This is a genomic window from Enterobacter cloacae complex sp. SHL001 (assembly GCF_049236825.1).
GTDB lineage: Bacteria > Pseudomonadota > Gammaproteobacteria > Enterobacterales > Enterobacteriaceae > Enterobacter > Enterobacter hormaechei_C.
In genome coordinates this window covers 553,363-569,365 of sequence record NZ_JBMKIP010000002.1, presented here as the reverse complement: position 1 = coordinate 569,365, position 16,003 = coordinate 553,363, and the positions used below count along the sequence as shown (strand labels likewise).

18 protein-coding genes and 1 pseudogene are annotated in these 16,003 nt (G+C 53.3%); 11 read left to right on the top strand and 8 right to left on the bottom strand.

Going from position 1 to position 16,003, the window contains the following annotated elements; all coding sequences use genetic code 11:
• Positions 1 to 79 precede the first annotated feature (79 nt).
• Positions 80 to 253, bottom strand: coding sequence for a GhoT/OrtT family toxin (locus ACOTYH_RS08195; RefSeq protein WP_003856960.1), 174 nt, complete (start codon positions 251 to 253; stop codon positions 80 to 82).
• A 243-nt stretch (positions 254 to 496) separates the two neighbouring features.
• Here ACOTYH_RS08195 and ACOTYH_RS08190 point away from each other — a divergent pair, with 243 nt between their 5' ends.
• The 3 genes from ACOTYH_RS08190 to ACOTYH_RS08180 are packed head-to-tail and all read left to right on the top strand — an operon-like array spanning position 497 to position 1,390.
• Positions 497 to 823, top strand: coding sequence for a DUF1971 domain-containing protein (locus ACOTYH_RS08190; protein WP_015570441.1), 327 nt, complete (start codon positions 497 to 499; stop codon positions 821 to 823).
• Positions 824 to 850: 27 nt separating this feature from the next.
• Positions 851 to 1,204, top strand: coding sequence for a DUF1971 domain-containing protein (locus ACOTYH_RS08185; RefSeq protein ID WP_003856958.1), 354 nt, complete (start codon positions 851 to 853; stop codon positions 1,202 to 1,204).
• A 3-nt stretch (positions 1,205 to 1,207) separates the two neighbouring features.
• Complete coding sequence (locus tag ACOTYH_RS08180; protein ID WP_003856955.1) at positions 1,208 to 1,390, top strand: DUF1869 domain-containing protein; 183 nt, start codon at positions 1,208 to 1,210, stop codon at positions 1,388 to 1,390.
• A gap of 35 nt (positions 1,391 to 1,425) precedes the next feature.
• On the opposite strand, the gene patD is transcribed toward ACOTYH_RS08180, so the two are convergent.
• The 3 genes from patD to ACOTYH_RS08165 all read right to left on the bottom strand — a co-directional run bounded on the left by patD (position 1,426) and on the right by ACOTYH_RS08165 (position 4,685).
• The gene (gene patD / locus ACOTYH_RS08175) at positions 1,426 to 2,850 is read right to left on the bottom strand and encodes an aminobutyraldehyde dehydrogenase (RefSeq protein WP_033487823.1); all 1,425 of its coding nucleotides are present in this window, start codon (positions 2,848 to 2,850) and stop codon (positions 1,426 to 1,428) included.
• A gap of 139 nt (positions 2,851 to 2,989) precedes the next feature.
• Complete coding sequence (locus ACOTYH_RS08170) at positions 2,990 to 4,414, bottom strand: PLP-dependent aminotransferase family protein (protein WP_017693361.1); 1,425 nt, start codon at positions 4,412 to 4,414, stop codon at positions 2,990 to 2,992.
• Positions 4,415 to 4,496: 82 nt separating this feature from the next.
• Positions 4,497 to 4,685 carry a hypothetical protein gene (locus ACOTYH_RS08165; RefSeq protein ID WP_017693360.1) on the bottom strand — a complete coding sequence of 63 codons (189 nt, stop codon included), beginning with the start codon at positions 4,683 to 4,685 and terminating at the stop codon, positions 4,497 to 4,499.
• Positions 4,686 to 5,078: 393 nt separating this feature from the next.
• Between ACOTYH_RS08165 and ACOTYH_RS08160 the strand changes: the two genes are divergently transcribed.
• From ACOTYH_RS08160 to hslJ, 4 genes are all read left to right on the top strand, one after another.
• Complete coding sequence (locus ACOTYH_RS08160; RefSeq protein WP_421637665.1) at positions 5,079 to 6,473, top strand: cytochrome ubiquinol oxidase subunit I; 1,395 nt, start codon at positions 5,079 to 5,081, stop codon at positions 6,471 to 6,473.
• A gap of 5 nt (positions 6,474 to 6,478) precedes the next feature.
• A complete protein-coding gene (cydB, locus tag ACOTYH_RS08155; protein ID WP_047733286.1) occupies positions 6,479 to 7,489 on the top strand; it encodes a cytochrome d ubiquinol oxidase subunit II in 1,011 nt (336 codons plus the stop codon).
• Positions 7,489 to 7,617, top strand: a complete 129-nt coding sequence (locus ACOTYH_RS08150) for a DUF2474 domain-containing protein (RefSeq protein WP_017693358.1) — start codon at positions 7,489 to 7,491, stop codon at positions 7,615 to 7,617. Before cydB ends, ACOTYH_RS08150 begins: the two co-directional genes overlap by 1 nt.
• A gap of 123 nt (positions 7,618 to 7,740) precedes the next feature.
• Entirely contained in the window at positions 7,741 to 8,178 is a 438-nt protein-coding gene (gene hslJ / locus ACOTYH_RS08145) for a heat shock protein HslJ (RefSeq protein WP_015570436.1), read from the top strand.
• Between the two features lies 1 nt (position 8,179).
• Here the strand turns inward: hslJ and ACOTYH_RS08140 are convergent, their stop codons facing one another.
• On the bottom strand, positions 8,180 to 8,446 hold the full coding sequence (locus ACOTYH_RS08140; protein WP_003856935.1) for a DUF333 domain-containing protein: 267 nt from the start codon (positions 8,444 to 8,446) through the stop codon (positions 8,180 to 8,182).
• A 270-nt stretch (positions 8,447 to 8,716) separates the two neighbouring features.
• Here ACOTYH_RS08140 and nifJ point away from each other — a divergent pair, with 270 nt between their 5' ends.
• Positions 8,717 to 12,241: a pyruvate:ferredoxin (flavodoxin) oxidoreductase gene (nifJ, locus tag ACOTYH_RS08135; RefSeq protein WP_421637664.1), complete on the top strand. Its 3,525-nt coding sequence runs from the start codon at positions 8,717 to 8,719 to the stop codon at positions 12,239 to 12,241.
• A 385-nt stretch (positions 12,242 to 12,626) separates the two neighbouring features.
• Positions 12,627 to 13,742: a porin OmpC gene (gene ompC, locus ACOTYH_RS08130; RefSeq protein WP_045339863.1), complete on the top strand. Its 1,116-nt coding sequence runs from the start codon at positions 12,627 to 12,629 to the stop codon at positions 13,740 to 13,742.
• A gap of 34 nt (positions 13,743 to 13,776) precedes the next feature.
• On the opposite strand, the gene ACOTYH_RS08125 is transcribed toward ompC, so the two are convergent.
• The 3 genes from ACOTYH_RS08125 to ACOTYH_RS08115 form a co-directional block, all read right to left on the bottom strand.
• Positions 13,777 to 14,199 carry a GFA family protein gene (locus ACOTYH_RS08125; protein ID WP_032648425.1) on the bottom strand — a complete coding sequence of 141 codons (423 nt, stop codon included), beginning with the start codon at positions 14,197 to 14,199 and terminating at the stop codon, positions 13,777 to 13,779.
• 2 nt (positions 14,200 to 14,201) lie between these two features.
• The gene (locus tag ACOTYH_RS08120; RefSeq protein ID WP_000790642.1) at positions 14,202 to 14,399 is read right to left on the bottom strand and encodes a hypothetical protein; all 198 of its coding nucleotides are present in this window, start codon (positions 14,397 to 14,399) and stop codon (positions 14,202 to 14,204) included.
• 219 nt (positions 14,400 to 14,618) lie between these two features.
• Entirely contained in the window at positions 14,619 to 14,750 is a 132-nt protein-coding gene (locus tag ACOTYH_RS08115) for a hypothetical protein (protein ID WP_017693355.1), read from the bottom strand.
• 70 nt (positions 14,751 to 14,820) lie between these two features.
• Between ACOTYH_RS08115 and ACOTYH_RS08110 the strand changes: the two are divergent.
• Together ACOTYH_RS08110 and ttcA are read left to right on the top strand one after the other, a co-directional pair.
• Positions 14,821 to 15,018, top strand: a pseudogene (locus ACOTYH_RS08110) (tyrosine-type recombinase/integrase); the annotation flags it as partial.
• A 49-nt stretch (positions 15,019 to 15,067) separates the two neighbouring features.
• Positions 15,068 to 16,003 carry a tRNA 2-thiocytidine(32) synthetase TtcA gene (ttcA, locus tag ACOTYH_RS08105; protein WP_045907293.1) on the top strand — a complete coding sequence of 312 codons (936 nt, stop codon included), beginning with the start codon at positions 15,068 to 15,070 and terminating at the stop codon, positions 16,001 to 16,003.

Sequence of the window (16,003 nt, the reverse complement as noted above, 5' to 3'; positions counted from 1 at the left end):
CCATATATGACGGACTGTATATTTATACAGCCTCAATGTATGGAATGCTATGTCTGGATGCCGATTCTGGAAGCGTGCTTCAGAAAAGAGAGATCAACAGGGCAACAGGAAAGCTCATCGGCCAGGTGGAACCCACCAGGAATGCGCTCAACAGGCGAATACGTTTACGATCTTTAGACAGGAACCAGGTGATTAATGCGCAGATGGAGGCCATGATTGCGTAGAACACCAACATCTTTTGATACAACGTCATTCTGTTTACCTGAGCCGAAAAATAACCGCACGCAATATGCGTCATATGTTGACACAGATCAAGTTTTTTCGTTACATCATAACCACTTAAATACTAAGGATAATAACAACTGAGTACCTTGTGTAACAACGCCGGGTAAAGCAAAACGGTTATTATTGATAAGATGCATATTAAATGCACTTTTTGATAAATCCATCCTCTCAGAAAGCAGTTTAATACCAGCAGGCTTTTAAGGGAGGAAACATGCTACGCATTCCGCAGAGTTGCATTCACACCCGTTCCACGCCTTTCTGGAACAAAGAAACGGCCCCCGCCGGCATTTTTAAACGTCACCTTGATACGGGCACGCGTCCGGGCGTTTACCCTCGCCTGTCGGTGATGCGTGGCGCAGTGCGTTATCTGGGCTATGCTGATGAATTTACACCTGAGCCTGACAGCGAGCTCGTCATTGAAGCGGGTCGTTTCGGCGTTTTCCCGCCAGAGAGATGGCACCACATTGAGGTGATGACCGACGACACCCTGTTCAATATTGAATTCTTTGTTGAACCTGAGGTGCTTAAGTCCCTTTAAGCGCCCGCCAACATGAAGGAAACTATGATGTTACGTATTCCTGAAAACTTTGTTCATACCCGCTCGACGCCGTTCTGGAATAAAGAGACCGCCCCAAAAGCGCTTTTTACCCATCACAACACCAAAGCCGGCGTGTACGGTCGGTTGTCCGTCATGCAGGGTGCGGTGCGTTACTTTGGCTTTGCCGATGGCGACGCCACCGAGCCCGATCTGGAAGTGGTCATTGAGGCCGGTTCTTTTGGCATCTCCCCACCACAAAAATGGCACCGCATTGAGCTACTGACCGACGACACCTATTTTAATATCGACTTTTTCGCGGATCCTGCCGTCACGCTCAGCGGTGCGGGCATCGGTAAAGTGGTCAACACGCATAAGGAGTAAATAATGGGTAAGGCTACCTATACCGTGACCGTCACCAACAACAGCAACGGCGTGTCGGTGGATTATGAAACAGAAGCGCCAATGGAGCTGTTGATCCCGGACGTCGCGGCAGATGTCGTGAAGGATCTGGTGAACACCGTTCGCGCCTACGATACGGAAAATGAACACGAGGTCTGTGGCTGGTAAGCTGAATCGCCCGGCACTGCGCCGGGCATGAGGGTTTAGTGTTTGATCATTACATGCCGGACTACCGTGTAATCCTCAAGTCCGTAGACCGACATATCTTTGCCATAACCGGATAACTTCATCCCGCCGTGCGGCATTTCGCTCACCAGCATAAAATGGGTATTGACCCAGGTGCAGCCATACTGCAACCGTGCGCTGAGGCGATGGGCGCGTCCGACGTCTTTTGTCCAGACGGACGAGGCCAGGCCGTATTGCGAATCGTTGGCCCAGTTCAGCACCTGCGCTTCATCCTCAAATTCTGTCACGCTGACCACCGGGCCAAACACTTCTCGCTGGACGATCGCATCTTCCTGCTTCGCCCCGGCCAGCAGCGTTGGCTGGAAGTAATATCCTGCCCCCTCTCTTTTACTGCCACCGGTGACGACGCGGATATGTCCAAGGGTTTTGGCTTCGTCCACGGCAGCACAAACGCGGGAAAGATGCGCTGCGGAGCTGAGCGGGCCCAGCTCGGTTGACGCATCGTCCGGCGCGCCCATTTTCAGGCTGGCAACGGCTGCGCCCAGCTTTTCGACCAGCGCGGGGTAAATCCCCTTCTGGGCATAGATACGACAGGCTGCGGTACAATCCTGACCAGCATTGTAGAAACCAAACGTACGCACGCCTTCAACCACGGCATCCAAATCTGCATCGTCAAAGACAATGACCGGGGCTTTTCCGCCCAATTCCATATGGGTACGTTTAACTGAAGATGCGGTATGCCCGATAATATGTTCTCCGGTAGCAATAGAGCCGGTGAGAGAAACCATACGGACTTTTTCGTGGCCGGTCAGCGGATCTCCTACGGTTTTTCCGCGACCAAACAGCACGTTCAGCACGCCTGGCGGGAAGATATCTTTCGCCAGTTCCGCCAGCTTCAGCGCCGTCAACGGGGTGATTTCAGACGGCTTGATGACGACACAGTTTCCCGCCGCCAGCGCGGGCGCCAGCTTCCACGCCGCCATCATCAGAGGGTAGTTCCAGGGCGCAATAGAGGCGACAACGCCAACCGGGTCGCGGCGGATCATTGAGGTATGTCCTTCGAGGTATTCTCCGGCAGCCAGCCCGTTCAGGCAGCGGGCGGCCCCGGCAAAGAAGCGAAACACATCGACCACGGCCGGGATCTCATCCCCCTGAACACAGTGCAGCGGTTTCCCGCAGTTAAGGGACTCCACTTTTGCGAACGCGTCAGCGTTGGCTTCTATCACATCAGCCAGTTTCAACAGACAATCGGCGCGCGTTTTCGGCGTCGTTTGTCCCCACTCTGTGAACGCGCGATCGGCAGCCTGGACGGCAGCGTCCACCTGTGCTGCCGACGCTTCAGCAATCTCCAGCAGCACTTCACCCGTGGCAGGATTATAAACCGCCTGCTTCTCACCTTCGCCGGTCACCAGTTCACCATTAATCAGCAATTGATTTTGCATAGCATCGTCCTGTTGAAATCGACATTGTTTTCGCTGTCAGCACACGTTCTGGCGGGCAGAAACGTGACAACGTCACGTTACCAATCCGCGCTCCCTTACTAAAGGTAGACCGCGCGTCATGTCGCTTCAGAAATTTTCATCAAGGTGTGACTGGGTGCAGCATCATTTCGCGGATTAACCCCGCCAGCTGGACGACCGCCTGCTCCTCCCGCTCGCCCCAGCCCCATGAGGTATTGAAACGGAAAAACGGTGTCCAGATATTGGAGGTGGAAAACATCTTGCCGGGCGCAATGCTGATTTGATGGGTTAACGCCTTCTCACTCAACCGCCCCGCATCCAGCTGTTCAGGCAGTTCAAGCCATAAAAAGTAGCCGCTGTCGTTATGATGGATTTTGACGCCGGCAGGCATATGACGCAAAAGCGATTGCCAGGCCTGCTGTTTGCGTTCAGCAAGCGTGCGTCGCAGACGGCGAAGGTGGGCGTCGTAACGTTTGGTCGCCAGGTAATCCACCAGCGCCAGCTGCATGGGAGAGCTGGTGGACAACGTACTCATCAGCTGCAACTGCTGAATACGGCGCGCATGTTTTCCCGCCGCCACCCAGCCAATACGGAAACCGGCCACCAGACACTTGGAGAATGAGGAGCAGTGCAACGTCATATCCTGCTTATCCCAGGCCTTTGCCGGAAGCGGCTTTTCACGGCCAAAGTAGAGTTCGCTGTAAACATCGTCTTCAATCAGCGTGACGTTATGCCGGGTGAGTAAGGCCACCAGCTGAGCTTTCTTCTCTGCACTCAGCGTGAAGCCGAGCGGGTTCTGACTGTTGGTCATCAGCCAGCAGGCTTTCACCGGATAATCATTTAACGCCTGCTCAAGGGCACTGAGATCGATGCCCTCACGCACGTCAGTGGCAACCGACAGCGCTTTCAGTTTCAGACGTTCAAGCGCCTGGAGTGCACCATAAAAACAGGGGTTTTCAACGATAACCCAGTCCCCTGGTTCAGTCACAGCCTGCAAACTGAGGTTAAGCGCCTCAAGCGCGCCCGCGGTGATCACAATTTCATCCGGGGAGATATTCATTCCCTGCTGAGCGTAGCGGCGGGCAATGGCATGACGTAAGTCGACGTTACCCGGCGGCAGGTTTTCGATCACGCTCATGGCGGTAGCCGTTTTGCTGACGTTAGCCAGCGATCGGTTGAGTTGCTGAAGCGGGAAAAGGCGCGGATCGGGAAACGCCGAGGCAAAAGGGACAACGGAGGGGTCGCGGCTGGCCTGTAGCACGTCGAAAATATAGGTGTTGATGTCGACCACTTCATCGCGCATCACCTGCGCGGGCGGTGCAGGCTGGTGTGTGGTCGGGCGGGCGGCAACGTAATAGCCTGACTGCGGTCTGGCAACAATGCGCCCCTGACTTTCCAGCATCTGATACGCGTGGCCCACGGTCATAAAACTCATGCCGCTGCTTGCCACCTGCTCTCGCAGAGAAGGCAGCTTATCGCCCGGCAACCATACGCCAAGCTCAATCTGCGAGATAATTTGTTGCGCCAGACGCTGGTATTTTTTCATCAGATTCTCCTTATTGCTGACAGTGTATATCAGCAGGAGAAAAAGAGAAGATTTTGCTAACTGTTATAGGAAACGCGGCAGATTACTTGCGGTACTCTGTAATGTGATTCTGAGCAGAACGCGCTGCGGCCAGGTGGTCGAGCGTGATCATCGACGATTTGCAGAAAATGCATTTCGCGCCGAACGGATTTTTGTCAGACACATCAAAAGCTGAGGTGCGGTACTGCGAGCCATGACAGCATGGGCAGCGGAAATGGATATAAGAAGTCATAGGATTCTCCTGTAAACGTAAAAACGTAAATTACTCATGAGCCGATCAGGCAATAAATGGTTCGATACAAAACTAATCGGAATGTAGATAAAGACCCAAGAGAGGCTGCGGAGAGGCACAACGTGATGAGAACTGCTTTATAAAACTACGTCAGATATTTATTTGGATTCAAAACCAGAAATCCATTAACGCATGTTGCTGGCGACAAAGCAAGCTGTTTAATGCGTAAAAATCATAAAAAGAAATTTTTTATTCTTCCTTGTTACCTATATCAGCCAGATAAAGTTCAGCTTTTCCCACAACTGTTATAGATAAATTATCGATTTCTGCTTCTGATATCTCACTTGCCGCCTCTCTATCATAACAGTACACCGTTTAACATTGAGGCAGTGCATGTTTGGTCCAGATGCGTTTCATCTTGCGCGAATACAGTTCGCCTTTACCGTATCCTTTCATATTATTTTTCCGGCGATAACCATTGGCCTGGCGAGCTATCTCGCCGTGCTGGAAGGGCTGTGGTTGAAAACAAAAAATCCCGTCTGGCGCTCGCTGTACCATTTCTGGTCGAAGATCTTCGCCGTCAACTTTGGGATGGGCGTGGTCTCCGGCCTGGTGATGGCTTATCAGTTTGGCACTAACTGGAGTGGGTTTTCCCAGTTCGCGGGCAGTATTACCGGCCCCCTGCTGACCTATGAAGTGCTTACCGCGTTCTTCCTTGAGGCGGGGTTCCTCGGGGTAATGTTGTTTGGCTGGAATAAGGTCGGGCCGGGGCTGCACTTCTTTTCGACCTGCATGGTCGCACTGGGGACCCTCATGTCTACGTTCTGGATCCTCTCGTCAAACAGCTGGATGCAGACACCGCAAGGGTATGAAATCATCAACGGTCAGGTCGTTCCGGTGGACTGGTTTGCCGTGGTGTTTAACCCCTCCTTCCCTTACCGCCTGCTGCACATGTCGATAGCGGCATTTCTCAGCAGCGCGCTGTTTGTCGGTGCTTCCGCGGCCTGGCATTTGCTGCGCGGAAACAATACGCCCGCTATTCGCACCATGTTTTCCATGGCGTTGTGGATGACGTTGATCGTGGCCCCAGTCCAGGCGCTGGTGGGGGATATGCACGGGCTTAACACCTTAAAACACCAGCCAGCGAAAATAGCCGCCATAGAAGGCCACTGGGAGAATCCGCCGGGTGAGCCTACCCCACTGCTGCTATTTGGCTGGCCGGATATGGAGCAGGAACGGACCCGTTTTGGCCTGGAAATTCCCGCTCTCGGCAGCCTGATCCTGACCCACAGTCTCGATAAACAGGTTACGGCATTGAAGGAGTTCCCAAAAGAAGATCGCCCGAACGCCACCATTGTCTTCTGGTCTTTCCGCATCATGGCCGGCCTGGGAATGTTGATGCTGCTCCTGGGCGTGACGACAATCTGGCTGCGTTATAAACAGCGCCTTTATACCTCACGTTCCTTCCTGTGGTTTGCCCTGCTGATGGGGCCGTCCGGGCTGATCGCGATCCTCGCCGGATGGGTAACAACGGAGGTCGGCCGCCAGCCCTGGGTCGTCTATGGTCTACAGCGTACAAAGGATGCGGTTTCCGCGCATGGCGATCTGCACATGAGCGTCAGTTTGCTGGCCTTCTTCGTGGTTTATACCGCTGTATTCGGCGTGGGTTACAGCTATATGGTGCGTCTGATTAAAAAAGGGCCGCAGCCCCATGAATCCTTCGCGACTGAATCCGATGGCCGCCCTGCTCGTCCGCTTTCTGCCGTCACCACTGAATTTAAGGAGTAACCGTAATGGGTATCGATCTTTCCATTATCTGGTTCGTGATTATCGTTTTCGCCACGTTGATGTATATCGTGATGGACGGTTTTGATCTGGGGATAGGCATCCTGTTTCCGGCAACGCCGAATGCGGACGACCGCGACGTGATGGTCAATAGCGTGGCTCCCGTCTGGGATGGCAACGAAACCTGGCTGGTGCTTGGCGGTGCGGCCCTGTTTGGCGCCTTTCCTCTCGCCTATGCGGTTATCATCGACGCGCTAACCATTCCACTGACAATAATGCTGATCGGGCTTATATTTCGTGGCGTCGCCTTCGAATTTCGCTTCAAGGCCACTCCGGCGCACCGCCCGTTCTGGGATAAGGCCTTTATTAGCGGATCAATTGTGGCGACCTTCAGCCAGGGCATCACCGTCGGCGCGGTCATCCATGGGTTCAGCGTCACTGGTCGCGCTTACAGCGGTGGTCCGTTTGACTGGTTTACCGCGTTCAATTTTTTCTGCGGTGCGGGTCTTGTAGTGGCTTACGCGCTGCTAGGTTCAACGTGGCTGGTAATGAAAAGCGAAAATGCCCTGCAACAGCGGATGCGTCAGGTATCGAAAGTGCTTCTGCTCCTGCTTCTGGTATTCATTGCAGTAATCAGTATCTGGACCCCTCTCGCCCAACCAGCTATTGCTGCGCGCTGGTTTACGCTGCCGAATCTGTTTTATCTGCTGCCCGTGCCTGCGCTGGTTGCGATCCTGAGTCTGTGCCAGTGGCGCTGCCTGAATGATCCTGCGAGCCATACTCTGCCGTTTATTATGACATTAGGGCTGGTTTTTCTTGGCTTTAGCGGGCTTGGGATCAGCATCTGGCCGCATATTATCCCGCCGGACATTACCCTGTGGCAGGCCGCTGCGCCAGTCCAAAGCCAGGGCTTTATGTTAGTGGGTGCACTGTTGATCATTCCCGTGATTCTGGTCTACACCTTCTGGAGTTATTACGTTTTTCGCGGAAAAGTACAGCATGGGGAGGGTTATCACTGATGCAACAACCTGTATGGAAACGTTTGATGTGGCTTGCCATCATCTGGGGCGGCAGCGTTCTGGCGCTGGCCTGCGTAAGTATGCTCTTTAAAATGCTGATGGCCGCAGCCGGATTTAAATCGCACTAACTCACTGACCGGGTGCGCCGCCGCCCGGTCCCTTCCCGCACTTTCAGATAAACCCCATTAACACCCAGGAGGGTATGGTTACACTGAAAAAATATTTACGGTATTGATAGTTTGAGAAAAAAAATGAAAAAGCTCGCGGCAGTAAGTTTAATCAGCCTCGCACTGGCTGGATGCGTTAATCCTGGTAAAGCCTCCGTTCAGACCGAACAGCTAGAGAATCATCGTTTCGTTCTGGAAAATGTGGATGGCAAAGCGGTTAAAGGCGGGAAAACCCAGCCTGAAATTCGCTTCAGTGCGCAACCCAATATCAGCCTGATTAACAACATTGTCGTCTCCGGCACAATGTGCAACGGCTTCAACGGCCAGGGGAAACTGTCCGAAGGAGAGTTGACGGTCAAAACGCTGGCAATGACGCGGAAACTCTGCACCGAGCCGCAGCTAAATGAACTGGATCAGACCATCGCCGATATGCTACGCACAGGCGCACAGGTAGACCTGACCGAAGACCAGTTAACCCTGGCGACAGCCAATAAAACATTGATGTTTAAGCGAGTTGAATAACTCAGTAGCTTCCGCACGAACCTACGGCAAGCGACTGCTCACTACAGCGTTTGCCATTTGGCAATGCGCACATGCCGATAGCGGAGCCATCGAGCTGACGGGCAACGGAGAGTGAACCGCCGATCATTGCGCAGTTGGCCTGACCTGAACTGGACATCGCCGCCCGCATACCTGGCGTAACGTGTGCCGCTGTCGCCTGCTGTACAGGTTCATTGCTGCATGCCGACAACAGTAACGCGGCACATCCGACCCAAAATGCTGAACGCATACCTTCCTCCCCATAATTAACGCGAAACCTATGCATAATAGGCATCACGCGCCGCATCGTCGAGAGCGGATGTGCGTATTTATGCGCCCTGGTAACAATTTCTCGCAATTTTTTAACGCGAGTAGCCATCGAGTCATTGATACAGCGCATACCAAGGACACAAAAGCGAAAATCGTAAAACCTGAGCTTTGCTAAAATACACAGATAATATTCAGGGTCTGTCGTCGTTTTTCAGGCCCCTCTTTTTGCGCAATGTAAGGGTGTTGTCCTATGCAAACTATTGACGGCAATGGTGCAGTCGCGTCTGTTGCGTTTCGTACCAGCGAAGTGATCCCCATCTACCCCATCACTCCCAGCTCCACGATGGCTGAACAGGCTGACGCCTGGGCTGGTAATGGGATAAAAAACGTCTGGGGCGATGTCCCGCGAGTTGTAGAGATGCAGTCCGAAGCCGGTGCCATTGCCACCGTGCATGGTGCGTTGCAGACCGGTGCCCTGTCGACCTCGTTCACGTCGTCTCAGGGGCTGCTGTTGATGATCCCCACGCTTTACAAGCTGGCAGGGCAATTAACGCCGTTTGTGTTGCACGTTGCCGCACGCACCGTAGCCACTCACGCTCTCTCTATTTTTGGCGACCACTCAGATGTGATGGCCGTGCGTCAGACCGGCTGCGCTATGCTCTGCGCCAGCAGCGTGCAGGAAGCGCAGGACTTCGCGCTGATTTCGCATATCGCCACGCTGAAAAGCCGAGTGCCATTTATTCATTTCTTCGATGGTTTCCGTACGTCCCACGAGATCAATAAAATCGTTCCGCTACCGGACGACACTATTCTTAATCTGCTGCCGCAGGCTGACATCGATGCGCATCGCGCTCGCGCCCTCAATCCGGAACATCCGGTGATCCGGGGTACCTCTGCGAACCCGGATACCTATTTCCAGTCCCGCGAGGCGACGAACCCGTGGTACAACGCGGTCTATGAGCACGTTGAACAGGCGATGGACGATTTTGCCGCTGCGACGGGCCGCAAATATAAGCCGTTTGAATATTACGGTCATCCGCAGGCCGAGCGCGTGATCGTCCTGATGGGCTCCGCCATTGGCACCTGTGAAGAGGTGGTTGATGAGCTATTGACGCGTGGTGAAAAAGTTGGCGTGCTCAAAGTTCGCCTCTACCGTCCCTTCTCAGCGAAACACCTGCTCGCAGCCCTGCCGGATAGCGCGCGTGCAGTGGCGGTACTGGACCGCACCAAAGAGCCTGGCGCACAGGCTGAGCCACTTTATCTGGATGTGATGACCGCTCTGGCTGAGGCGTTTAACCGCGGTGAGCGCGAAACGCTGCCGAGCGTCATTGGCGGGCGTTATGGATTGTCTTCCAAAGAGTTCGGACCGGAGTGCGTCCTGGCGGTATTTGCTGAACTCCGCGAGGCAAAACCGAAGCCGCGCTTTACGGTCGGCATTTATGATGACGTGACTAACCTTTCTCTGCCCTTGCCGGAAAACACCCTGCCCTCGAATGCGAAACTGGAAGCGCTGTTCTACGGTCTGGGTAGCGACGGCAGCGTCTCGGCGACCAAGAACAACATCAAAATTATCGGCAACTCTACGCCGTGGTATGCGCAAGGATATTTCGTCTACGACTCCAAAAAAGCGGGCGGACTGACCGTCTCCCACCTGCGCGTCAGCGAACACCCGATCCGCTCGGCATACCTGATTTCTCAGGCCGATTTTGTTGGCTGTCACCAGCTCCAGTTCATTGATAAATATCAGATGGCCGAGCGCCTGAAGCCCGGCGGTATTTTCCTGATCAACACCCCTTACAGCGCCGACGAGGTCTGGGCACGCCTGCCCCAGGAAGTGCAGGCGGTGCTTAACCAGAAACAGGCGCGCCTGTATGTCATTAACGCCGCGAAGATCGCCCGCGAATGCGGCCTGGCGGCGCGCATCAATACGGTTATGCAGATGGCGTTCTTCCACCTGACCAATATTCTGCCGGGCGACAGCGCGCTGATGGAGCTTCAGGGTGCAATCGCCAAAAGCTACAGCAGCAAAGGTCAGGAACTGGTTGAGCGCAACTGGCAGGCGCTGGCGCTGGCCCGCGAATCGCTGTTCGCGGTGCCGTTGCAGCCGGTCAATGCCAGCAGTTCGAACCGGCCGCCAGTGGTGTCTGACGCCGCCCCGGATTTCGTCAAAACCGTCACGGCGGCGATGCTTGCCGGACTGGGCGACACCCTTCCCGTCTCTGCGCTTCCGCCTGACGGAACCTGGCCGATGGGCACGACCCGCTGGGAAAAACGCAACATTGCCGAAGCGATTCCCATCTGGAAAGAAGAGCTGTGCACCCAGTGCAACCACTGCGTGGCGGCCTGCCCGCACTCGGCCATTCGCGCCAAAGTGGTGTCGCCAGAAGCGTTAGATGGCGCGCCGGAAAGTTTGCACTCGCTGGATGTAAAATCCCGCGATATGCGTGGTCAGAAATATGTCCTACAGGTGGCGCCGGAAGACTGTACCGGCTGTAACCTGTGCGTCGAGGTGTGCCCGGCGAAAGATCGTCAGGACCCGTCAATCAAAGCCATCAATATGATGTCGCGTCTTGAACATGTTGAAGAAGAGAAAGTGAATTATGATTTCTTCCTCGACCTGCCCGAAATCGATCGCAACAAGCTGGAACGCATTGACATTCGTACCTCGCAGCTCATCACCCCGCTCTTCGAGTACTCCGGGGCGTGCTCCGGCTGCGGCGAAACACCGTATATCAAACTGCTCACTCAGCTTTACGGTGACCGAATGCTGATTGCCAACGCGACGGGCTGCTCGTCAATCTATGGGGGTAACCTGCCGTCTACGCCATACACCACCGACGCGAACGGTCGCGGCCCGGCGTGGGCAAACTCGCTTTTCGAGGACAACGCAGAATTTGGTCTGGGATTCCGTCTGACGGTCGATCAGCACCGCGCCCGCGTAATGCGTCTGCTGGCACAATTTGCCGATAAGATCCCGGCAGAACTGAATGATGCCCTGCATGCGGAGGCCACACCTGACGTTCGTCGCGCGCAGGTTGCTGAACTGCGCAACGCGCTTCAGGGTGTTGAAGGGGCTGAACAACTCCTCACTGATGCTGACGCGCTGGTTGAAAAATCTGTCTGGCTGATCGGCGGCGACGGGTGGGCCTACGATATTGGTTTCGGTGGTCTTGACCATGTCCTGAGCCTGACCGAAAACGTCAATATTTTGGTGCTCGATACTCAGTGCTATTCCAACACCGGCGGACAGGCCTCGAAAGCAACGCCATTGGGGGCGGTCACGAAATTTGGTGAGCACGGCAAGCGCAAGGCGCGTAAAGATTTGGGCGTCAGCATGATGATGTATGGACACGTCTACGTCGCGCAGATTTCGCTGGGGGCGCAGCTCAACCAGACGGTGAAAGCCATTCAGGAAGCGGAAGCGTATCCAGGGCCGTCGCTGATTATCGCCTACAGTCCGTGTGAGGAGCATGGCTACGATCTGGCGCTCAGCCACGACCAGATGCGTCAGCTCACCGCAACCGGCTTCTGGCCACTGTACCGCTTCGACCCGCGCCGTGCCGATGAAGGGAAATTGCCGCTGGCGCTGGATTCGCGTCCGCCGTCAGACGCCCTTGCCGAAACCTTACTTCAGGAGCAGCGTTTCCGCAGGCTGAACGCTCAACAGCCAGAAGTGGCAGAGCAGCTATGGAAGGATGCGGCAGCGGATCTACAGAAGCGTTATGACTTCCTGGCGCAACTGGCGGGGAAAGCCGAAAAATCGACCAGTGAATAACTTTATGCCCGGCTTGTCCGGGCATTTTTTTGCCAAAAAAAGCCCGATGCACGTGCACCGGGCGAATCCAGAAGATCGGTGAAAATTGCCTCAATGTTCTGAACAATATTCACGTGAATTATGGATGAAAAAATCTTAAAGGCATATAACGGCGTGGAGGTTACCTTGTTTTCCACGTAATTAATAATTTTTATTTTGTATTGATTATAATAATTCATTCATGACATCTATCGTTATTTCAACCGCATCATTTAGTTTAGATTTTACTTAACCCGTAACAATTATATTTTATTCATCCGCCGTCAGAGTGATTTAGCATGGGACAGCTTTCCAGCCCGGAAAGTTCACGAAGTAATAAAAAAATAACTGCAAAGGAATAATCAAAATGCAAAGAAAAGTACTGGCACTGATGATCCCCGCTTTGTTAATGGCTGGCGCCGCTCACGCAGCTGAAATTTATAATAAAGACGGCAATAAACTGGATCTGTATGGCAAAGTAGATGGTCTGCATTATTTCTCTGACGACGCGTCTAAAGATGGCGATCAAACCTATATGCGACTGGGCTTCAAAGGTGAAACCCAAATCAACGACATGATGACCGGCTTCGCACAATGGGAATACAACATTCAGGCAAACAACACCGAAGGTTCTGACAATCAGTCCTGGACGCGTCTGGCCTTCGCGGGTGTGAAGGTGGGCGATTACGGCTCCTTCGATTACGGCCGTAACTATGGCGTCCTGTACGACGTTGAAGGCTGGACCGATATGCTGCCAGAATTTGGTGGCGACTCTTATACTTATGCCGATAACTTTATGACCGGTCGTGCAAACGGCGTGGCTACCTACCGTAACACCGACTTCTTTGGTCTGGTGCAGGGTCTGAACTTCGCGGTGCAGTATCAGGGTAATAATGAAGATGCCAGCAACAATCAGGAAGGCACCAATAACGGCCGCGATGTACGTCATGAGAATGGCGACGGTTATGGTCTGTCCGCGACTTATGATTTTGGCATGGGCTTCAGCGCGGGCGCGGCATATGCGTCATCTGACCGTACCAACGATCAGGAAATGCATACCACTGCGGGTGGTGATAAAGCGGATGCATGGACTGCTGGCCTGAAATACGATGCAAACAACATCTATCTGGCGGCGATGTATTCCGAAACACGTAATATGACGCCTTACGGTGATGCTCATGACGAAAACACCGTGGCAAACAAAACCCAGAACTTCGAAGTCACCGCACAATATCAATTCGATTTCGGTCTGCGTCCGGCTATTTCCTATTTACAGTCCAAAGGTAAAGACCTGGGCAATGGCCAGGACGATAAAGATCTGGTGAAATACGCTGACGTCGGTGCTACCTACTATTTCAACAAAAACATGTCCACCTATGTTGATTATAAAATCAACCTGCTGGATGAAGATGATTCGTTCTACAAAAACAATGGCATCGGTACGGATGACATTGTAGCGTTAGGTCTGGTTTACCAGTTCTAATCCCGTTAGCCCGCAGCGATCTGCGGGCTAATTTTTATCGCTGTTTCGCCTGTTCTTTGCGGAAAGAGAGATAGCCAAATACTCCGCTGTCGCCATCCATAGGGTGATTAACTCCATCCATTACCACCACTTCCGGGAAGTCGAATGGCGTGACATTTTCCAGACAGGCAACATTCACACCATATTCATTGGGATTGGAACGTCGTTGATGGAACGTGTAAATACCGCAAATCGAACAGAAGAAATGGCGCGCCGTGCCGGTGTTGAAACGGTACTCTGTGAGCGTGTCCGCGCCCTGCGTCACCTTAATGCCCGTCAAAGGCGCTGAAACCACTACCGCCCCACGCATCCTGCAAAACGAGCAGCTACATCGACGTGCGGTATTCAGGCCGTCCGTCAGCTCAACCGTAAATTTCACCGCCCCACAATGACACTGTGCATGACGAATATCAGCCATTGTTATACTCCTTTTCTCACTAACTCAGCCGCTTTTAAAAAGACCTCATCTTCGACACCATCCCCCTTCTGCCTGCCGAGCCTTACCAGCTCAGCGACAATACTTTCACGGTTGATGATCTTCTGGGATGAAACCAGCCCGATAACGGCGGCACCAATCGCCAGCCCAACTAATCCTGTCTGCTCGTCTTTATTTTTCATAGAAGCGCTCCCTTGTCCCCCTCAAAAGCGTAGCAGGAGAAATGTAAAACGCGCTGGTACGCGGGAATGAGATCCGTGCTTTATCTCAGCTGTTCGCCAGGCAAAACAGTAGGGGTTCTGAGCGGTTATCAGACAACGTTGAAGAGGACAACATGAATAGCGGTGCGCATAGAGAGGCCGAATGGGTGTTAAAACCGCCTTCGAAAAGGCGGCAGGTCATTACTCTGGATCTTTATCGCCTGATTCAGGCGCTGAGCCAGGATCATCTTTCGGTTTTTTTCCATCCTTGTCCGGGTTATCCGGGCTGGGATTATAATCAGGATGGTCACCATTAACGGGACGGTCAGTCATTTTCACCTCCGTTTTTACTGCGTAAGCTGTAAGTGTAGACAACCCTTCAGTCTTAACCAAACTTCTCCTGTGGAGCTCATTTGTAAATCGTGCTGGCATTCGGCGCTGCAATCCGTACCATACACGACACACTTTCGCATGCTGGTTTTTACCGGTAGCCGCAAACCCGTCTTTTATCGCTAACCAGATGGGGCACGTAAATGCGCAGATGGTGTATGAAATCTATGCTACATGGATAGAAGAGATGAACACGAAGCTGACGCTTTGAAATCGTTTTCCTCACCCTGTGCCCCATTTGAGATCTGAGTAACGAATAGATGCAACAAAATCAAGAAATTAACAAGAAAGAACAGTACAACCTGAATAAACTGCAAAAGCGACTGCGCCGTAACGTGGGCGAAGCCATTGCAGACTTCAACATGATTGAAGAAGGCGATCGCATCATGGTCTGCCTGTCGGGCGGTAAAGACAGCTACACCATGCTGGAGATCCTGCGCAATCTACAGCAAAGCGCACCGGTGAACTTTTCCCTGGTCGCGGTTAACCTCGATCAGAAACAGCCGGGCTTCCCGGAGCATATCCTGCCGGAGTACCTTGAGAACCTGGGCGTTGAGTACAAAATCGTAGAAGAGAATACCTACGGCATTGTTAAAGAGAAGATCCCAGAGGGCAAAACGACCTGCTCGCTCTGCTCACGTTTGCGTCGCGGCATTCTGTACCGCACCGCAACCGAACTGGGCGCCACCAAGATTGCGCTTGGTCATCACCGGGACGACATTCTGCAAACGCTGTTTCTGAATATGTTCTATGGCGGCAAAATGAAGGGAATGCCACCGAAGCTGATAAGCGACGACGGCAAACACATCGTGATCCGCCCACTCGCCTACTGCCGCGAGAAAGACATTGAGCGTTTCTCCCAGGCCAAAGCCTTCCCTATCATTCCGTGCAATCTGTGCGGCTCACAGCCGAACCTGCAACGTCAGGTCATTGGCGACATGCTGCGTGACTGGGATAAACGCTATCCGGGCCGCATCGAAACCATGTTCAGCGCCATGCAGAACGTGGTGCCTTCGCACCTGGCCGACGTTGAACTGTTCGATTTCAAAGGGATTAACCACGGTTCAGAGGTGGTGAATGGCGGGGATCTGGCGTTTGACCGCGAAGAGATCCCGATGCAGCCTGCTGGCTGGCAGCCAGAGGAAGAGGATGCGCAATTCGATGAACTGCGCCTGAACGTGGTAGAAGTCAAGTAA